We start from the raw sequence: 6,307 nt of genomic DNA on the forward strand, positions 1-6,307 counted from the left end.
AAGAAACATTTGCTTACCGAGGGACCACCGCCCCCCGCCGTCCCCCCCCCCCCCACACCCCCCCCCCCCTGGGCTCTTTCCCTGCGGTGCCCCCCCCCCCCCCCCCCCCCCCCCCCCCAGGACCAAAAGGGGTGGCGAAGGGCCGACGGGGACAGGCTGCCGTCCCGCAGGGGCGTCGATGAGGGGTGGTGGTCGGGAGAGGGGCAGGCCGTACCATTTGCGGCATGAGCACCACCGGCGCGATGGCGCACATCACCGTCAAGTCCCCCGATCAGATGCAGGAGTTGGGTCGCCGCCTGGCCCCGCTGCTGCGCCCCGGCGACCTGGTACTGCTCACCGGTGAGCTGGGGGCCGGCAAGACGACGCTGACCCGCGGCCTGGGCGAGGGCCTGGGCGTGCGCGGCGCCGTGACCTCCCCCACCTTCGTCATCGCCCGGGTCCACCCCTCGCTGGCCGGCGGCCCCCCGCTGGTGCACGTCGACGCCTACCGGCTCGGCGGCGGGCTGGACGAGATGGAGGACCTGGACCTCGATGTCTCGCTGCCGGAGTCGGTGGTGGTCGTGGAGTGGGGCGAGGGCAAGGTCGAGGAGCTGTCCGACGACCGGCTGCATGTGGTCATCGGCCGCGCCGTGGGGGACGACGGCCCGGCGGTCCTGGACGCCGACGCGGACGATGTGCGCGAGGTGACGGTCACCGGCTTCGGCGCGCGCTGGGCGGACGCCGGGCTGCCCGCGCTGGAGACCTGCTGACGGCGGGGCGGGACGCCCGCTGCGGCGCCTCGGTCCTGCCCTGGACCCGGCCGGGCGCCCGGTAGTTTCCGACAAGCCGTCGGTAAGATGTTGCGCACCCGGTGCCGGGCGTGGTCACATGGGTAGAGACCCCAGTTAGGTGTGCCTAAGTAGCCAGCCTAGCTTCTGTCGCTTGCCCCAGGAGCCCCGGGAGGCGTCCATGTCGGCCCACCAGCCCTTCCCCACGTCTGACGGCCGCGAGGACAGCCCCGTCGCGGCGGCCGGGCGCGCCGGCCGCGAGACGCCGACGATGAATGAGCTGCTGGCGGCGTGCGCCGCGGCCAGCGCGGTCTCCACACCCCCCGACGCCGCCGCGGAGGTCCGTCAGGACCAGCCCGCTGAGCCGGCGGCGGAGGAGTCCGACGAGCCGGCGTCCACCGGAGGCCGCGACGCGGCGTAGCCCATAGGGGCGAAGCACGGACCGGCCGGGAGCCGTGCCGTCAGGAGACCACGACGACCTTGGTGCCGGTGGGCGCGAAGTCCCACATCGCCTTGCCGTCCGCACGCGACTCACGGATTCCGCCGGTCTTCTTCCCCGCGCCCGGATCGGGCCGCGAGCCGTCCACGGCGGCGCTGAAGCCGACCGTGACCCCGCTGACGCTGGCGAACCGCACCACGTGCTCGATCGCGATCCCGTCCGAGCCCGTGACGCTGACCGACCGCGAGGCGACCGCGTAGGACCCCGGCGGCGGGCTGACGGTGCTCGGCGTGACCGTGAACGTACGCAGCGCCTTGTCCTGCGCGCCGACCAGCCAGACCCGCTTGGCGCCGAGCGAGTAGACGATCCGCTGGCCCGTGCCGGATGCGGCCGGGACCGGGGCCGGAGCCGGTTTCCTGTGCTTCTTTTCCTGCTTGGCCGGGGGCTTCTCGGGAGTGCTGTGCCGGCCGTCGCTGCGGGCCTGGGTGAGGGTGTCCGGGGCGGACGCCGCGGCCTGGTAGCCGAGCACTCCGACCACGACCAGGGCCGCCGTGGTCAGCGCGGTGACGATCGTGCTGCTCTTACCGGGCACCGCTGTGCCACCTTTCCTCCCTCTCCCTGCCGCCGGCGGGGAGTCCCGGGCCTGGAGGCCGGGCTGCTTGCTGCTGGGCTACGGGGGCGACGGTAGCACCGGGAACGGGAACCACCCGTCGAGCCGTAGTCTTAAGGACGTGCTGCTGCTAGCTCTTGACACCGCCACGCCCGCCGTCACCGTCGCGCTCCATGACGGCACCCGCGTTCTCGCCGAGTCCCGCCAGGTGGATGCGCGCCGGCACGGCGAGCTGCTGCTGCCCGCCGTCGACCGGGTGCTGGCCGAGGCCGGGCACAAGCTCGACGCGGTCAGCGACATCGTGGTCGGCGTGGGCCCGGGCCCGTACACGGGGCTGCGCGTCGGCCTGGTGACCGCCGCCACCTTCGGGTCCGTGCTCGGCGTACCCGTGCACGGTCTGTGCACCCTGGACGGCCTCGCCCACGCCTCCGGGCTGACCGAGCCCTTCGTCGTGGCGACCGACGCCCGCCGCAAAGAGGTCTACTGGGCGCGCTACGCGGATGCCCGCACCCGGCTGACCGACCCGGCCGTCGACCGCCCCGCTGACCTCGCCGACCAGGTGGCCGGTGTCCCGGCCGTGGGCGCGGGCGCGGTGCTCTACGACACGGTCTTCACCGGCGTACGGCGCGAGGCGCCCGAGCACCAGTCCGCCGGCGCGCTGGCGGACCTGGCTGCCCTGAAGCTCGCGGCGGGGGAGGAGCTGCTGCCGCCGCAGCCGCTGTATCTGCGGCGTCCGGACGCCCAGGTCCCCGCCAACTACAAGGTGGTCACTCCCCGGTGAGTTCCCGCCCGTCGTCCGAGTCCCGCACCCCGGCGCCTCCCGCCGACGCTGTCCAGGGGGACGCCCGGTGCGGCGACGACGCCCGGCCGGAGGCCGTGCTGCGCGAGATGCGCTGGTGGGACATAGCACCGGTGCTGGATCTTGAGCGGGAGCTGTTCCCCGAGGACGCCTGGTCGCCGGGCATGTTCTGGTCCGAGCTGGCGCACGCCCGCGGGCCGTTCGCGACTCGCCGCTATCTCGTCGCCGAGCACGCGGACCGGCTGGTGGGCTACGGCGGGCTGGCCGCCGTCGACGGCACCGGCGACATCCAGACCATCGCGACCGCCCGGGACCAGTGGGGCAGCGGCCTCGGCGCCCGGCTGCTGACCGAACTCCTGGGCGCGGCAACGGACTTCGAATGCCATGAGGTGCTGCTGGAGGTACGGGTCGACAACCTCCGCGCCCAGCGCCTCTACGAGCGTTTCGGCTTCGAGCCGATCGGTTTCCGCCGCGGCTACTACCAGCCCGGCAACGTCGACGCCCTGGTGATGCGCCGCACCACCCAGACCTCCTCCGAAGCACCCTCCGTACAAGGAACTTGACAACCATGGCTGACTCACGCGGCGGACCGCTGGTCCTCGGCATCGAGACCTCCTGCGACGAGACCGGTGTCGGCATCGTCCGCGGCCACACCCTGCTGGCCGACGCGGTCGCCTCCAGCGTCGACGAGCACGCCCGCTTCGGCGGCGTGGTGCCGGAGGTGGCCTCCCGCGCCCACCTGGAGGCGATGGTCCCCACCATCCAGCGCGCCCTGAAGGACGCCGGGGTCGCGGCCTCCGACCTGGACGGGATCGCGGTCACCGCGGGACCGGGCCTGGCCGGCGCGCTGCTGGTCGGCGTCTCGGCCGCCAAGGCGTACGCCTACGCCCTCGGCAAGCCGCTCTACGGCGTCAACCACCTCGCCTCGCACATCTGCGTCGACCAGCTGGAACACGGCGCGCTGCCGGAGCCGACCATGGCCCTGCTGGTGAGCGGCGGCCATTCGTCGCTCCTCCTGGCCCCGGACATCACCTCCGACGTACGGCCGCTGGGCTCGACCATCGACGACGCGGCCGGTGAGGCGTTCGACAAGATCGCGCGGGTGCTGAACCTCGGTTTCCCGGGCGGCCCGGTCATCGACCGCTACGCCCGCGAGGGCAACCCCGACGCGATCCGCTTCCCGCGCGGACTGACCGGCCCCCGCGACCCGGTCTACGACTTCTCCTTCTCCGGTCTGAAGACGGCGGTGGCCCGCTGGATCGAGGCCAAGCGGGCGGCCGGTGAGGAGGTGCCGGTGGCGGATGTCTCGGCGTCGTTCCAGGAGGCCGTGGTGGACGTGCTGACCCGTAAGGCCGTGCGGGCCTGCAAGGACAACGGCGTGGACCACCTGATGATCGGCGGCGGGGTGGCGGCCAACTCCCGGCTGCGGGCGATGGCCGAGCGCCGCTGCGAGGACGCCGGCATCACCCTGCGGGTGCCGCGGCCCAAGCTGTGCACCGACAACGGTGCGATGGTCGCGGCCCTGGGCGCGGAGATGGTGGCCCGCAACCGGCCGGCCTCCGCCTGGGACCTCTCCGCGGACTCGTCCCTCCCGGTCACCGAACCGCATGTGCCCGGCGAGGCCCCCGAGGACGCGCCCCACCCGCACTCCCACTCCCACGACCATGACCACGTCCACGAGATGAGCAAGCACAACCTCTACTCCTGAGGCCCGGCGAGGACTCGTTTTGTACTTCTGCGAGTCCTCGCGCCGCCCCCGGCCCCACGTCCGGCCCGAGGTCTTACCCTGACTGGAGCACCGAGCGTGCGAGTGGGGAGGCGGCAGGCTGTGGACTGGTTCTGGTGGGTCTTCATCTTCTTCATGGCGGGCGGCTTCGCGAAGGTCGCCGACACCGCCCGCACCGCGCTGCGCACCCGGCACGAACGCAAGATGGAGCGTCTGGAGACCGCCCGCCAGGAGCGGCAGGAACTGGCCGCCGCCCAGAAGCCGCCGGAGCCGGTGTGCGGATGCACCCACCACCTCGCCAAGCATGACAAAAAGGGCAAGTGTCATGAGCGGGTGGAGATGGCGGTCGTCTGGGACGCCGACCACAAGCCGGTGCAGTACGAGGCCGGCCAGTGCACCTGCCAGCAGTACATCGGCCCGCAGCCGCTCTCCCAGATCTACGCCGAGGACCTCACCGACCTGGCGTGACCGGGTCCGTGGCCGGGTGCCCCAGCAGCATGGTGGGGGCGCCGGCGACCCGGGTGAGGAAGATCGTGCAGGACCTGCGGCCGCCGCCGAGCTTCAGCTTCTTGCGCAGCTCCTCGGGCTCCACCGCGGAGCCCCGCTTCTTGATCACCGCGATCCCGACCCCGCGCTCCCGCAGCAGCGCCTTGAGCCTCTTGACGTGGAACGGCAGCACATCGGTGATCGCATAGGCGGTCGCGTACGGCGTCCCGACGAGCCGGTCCGCGGTGATGTAGGCGATCGTCGGGTCGATCAGCCGCCCGTCGATCCGCGCCGCGACATCCGCGACGAGATGCGCCCGGATCACCGCCCCGTCCGGCTCGTACAGCCAGTCGCCGACCGGGCCGACCGGGGCGGGCGGTGCGGCGTCCTCGGCCGCGGACGGATCCGGCAGCCCGGTCCCGAGCAGCGAGTCCCCCGCGGGCAGCAGGGTGGCGCGGCGCCCACCGGCCACCGGGCGGGGCACGCCCCCCTCGCCGGTCCCGAACCACACCACGGCCTCCTTGACGTCGCCCCCGTCCGAGATCCACTCCGTCTCGGCGTCCTCGGGCAGCGCCTCGTGCGGCACCCCCGGCGCGATCTTCAGCGCCGCGACCGGTGCCTTACGGGCCGCCTCGACGGCCCAGGACAGCGGCGGCGAGTACGCCTCCGGATCGAAAATCCGCCCACCCGTCGCCCGACCACCGCCCCTCACCGAGGCGCTGCGCGCCGCCCCCTTCGTCGTGGCCTTGCTGCGCCGCGCCGGATCGACGAACACCGCGTCATACCCGGCGGTGTCCACCTCCGTCACATCCGCACAGCGCACCTCGATCAACTCCGCGAGCCCCAGCGCCTCCGCGTTGGCCCGCGCCGCCGCACAGGCCAGCGGGTCACGGTCAACGGCCAGCACCCGGATCCCGGCCCGCGCCAGGGCGATCGCGTCGCCCCCGATACCGCAGCACAGGTCGGCCAGCGTACGGACGCCTAGCCCCGCGAGGCGGGCGGCGCGGTGGGTGGCGACCGTGGCGCGGGTGGACTGCTCCACACCGTTCGGCGTGAAGTACATCCGCCAGGCATCCGCCCCGAATTTCGCCGCGGCCCGCTGCCGGAGCCGGGCCTGCCCTAGCGCGGCGGACACGAGCCCTGCGGGGTGCTTCCGCCGCAGTCTTGTGGCCGCCGCCAGCTCATCCGCCGGGTCGTGGTCCCGCAGCTCTGTCAGCAGGGCCTGGCCCTCCGGGGTGAGGAGGGCGGCGAAGGTGTCTCCGTCATTCACGGTGTCATTGTCCTCCCACGTTTTCGGCTTTCCCGCCGTGGGGGTTTCTCGCCGTTGCGCCAAGCGCTGCGCTTTGCTTTCGGCCCGCGTTTTCGGCTTTCCCGCCGTGTGGGACCTCGCCGTTGCGCCTGCGGCGGGCGGGGTTGTTGTTGGGTGCGGTGACGGTCCTCCGGGGCCTGTGTTGTGGACTGCTTCGCTTTACGTCCACAA

The 6,307-nt window shown here is 73.1% G+C and carries 8 protein-coding genes; 6 read left to right on the plus strand and 2 right to left on the minus strand.

What is annotated here, in order from left to right:
- Positions 1-224: 224 nt before the first annotated feature.
- Positions 225-749 (plus strand): tRNA (adenosine(37)-N6)-threonylcarbamoyltransferase complex ATPase subunit type 1 TsaE, encoded by a 525-nt coding sequence (tsaE, locus tag ACZ4XD_RS37035; RefSeq protein ID WP_468049937.1) that lies wholly within the window; start codon positions 225-227, stop codon positions 747-749.
- 199 nt (positions 750-948) lie between these two features.
- Positions 949-1,188, plus strand: coding sequence for a hypothetical protein (locus ACZ4XD_RS37040; protein ID WP_468049939.1), 240 nt, complete (start codon positions 949-951; stop codon positions 1,186-1,188).
- 40 nt (positions 1,189-1,228) lie between these two features.
- On the opposite strand, the gene ACZ4XD_RS37045 is transcribed toward ACZ4XD_RS37040, so the two are convergent.
- The gene (locus ACZ4XD_RS37045; RefSeq protein WP_468049941.1) at positions 1,229-1,798 is read right to left on the minus strand and encodes a hypothetical protein; all 570 of its coding nucleotides are present in this window, start codon (positions 1,796-1,798) and stop codon (positions 1,229-1,231) included.
- Positions 1,799-1,937: 139 nt separating this feature from the next.
- On the opposite strand from ACZ4XD_RS37045, the gene tsaB reads away from it, so the two are divergent.
- From tsaB to ACZ4XD_RS37065, 4 genes are all read left to right on the plus strand, one after another.
- Complete coding sequence (tsaB, locus tag ACZ4XD_RS37050; protein WP_468049943.1) at positions 1,938-2,597, plus strand: tRNA (adenosine(37)-N6)-threonylcarbamoyltransferase complex dimerization subunit type 1 TsaB; 660 nt, start codon at positions 1,938-1,940, stop codon at positions 2,595-2,597.
- Entirely contained in the window at positions 2,594-3,178 is a 585-nt protein-coding gene (rimI, locus tag ACZ4XD_RS37055) for a ribosomal protein S18-alanine N-acetyltransferase (protein WP_468049946.1), read from the plus strand. Before tsaB ends, rimI begins: the two co-directional genes overlap by 4 nt.
- A 5-nt stretch (positions 3,179-3,183) precedes the next feature.
- Entirely contained in the window at positions 3,184-4,323 is a 1,140-nt protein-coding gene (gene tsaD, locus ACZ4XD_RS37060) for a tRNA (adenosine(37)-N6)-threonylcarbamoyltransferase complex transferase subunit TsaD (RefSeq protein ID WP_468049948.1), read from the plus strand.
- A gap of 120 nt (positions 4,324-4,443) precedes the next feature.
- A complete protein-coding gene (locus ACZ4XD_RS37065; RefSeq protein ID WP_468049950.1) occupies positions 4,444-4,809 on the plus strand; it encodes a hypothetical protein in 366 nt (121 codons plus the stop codon).
- Here ACZ4XD_RS37065 and ACZ4XD_RS37070 read toward each other — a convergent pair.
- Positions 4,793-6,097 carry a THUMP-like domain-containing protein gene (locus ACZ4XD_RS37070; protein ID WP_468049952.1) on the minus strand — a complete coding sequence of 435 codons (1,305 nt, stop codon included), beginning with the start codon at positions 6,095-6,097 and terminating at the stop codon, positions 4,793-4,795. The two genes, ACZ4XD_RS37065 and ACZ4XD_RS37070, sit on opposite strands and share 17 nt — an antisense overlap.
- Positions 6,098-6,307: the final 210 nt, after the last annotated feature.

This window comes from Streptomyces sp. NPDC029466 (assembly GCF_055574515.1).

Excerpts from the sequence above, each read along its gene's own strand:
- tsaE (WP_468049937.1), top strand. The coding sequence starts at position 225 with ATGAGCACCACCGGCGCGATGGCGCACATCACCGTCAAGTCCCCCGAT.
- ACZ4XD_RS37040 (WP_468049939.1), top strand. The coding sequence starts at position 949 with ATGTCGGCCCACCAGCCCTTCCCCACGTCTGACGGCCGCGAGGACAGC.
- tsaD (WP_468049948.1), top strand. The coding sequence starts at position 3,184 with ATGGCTGACTCACGCGGCGGACCGCTGGTCCTCGGCATCGAGACCTCC.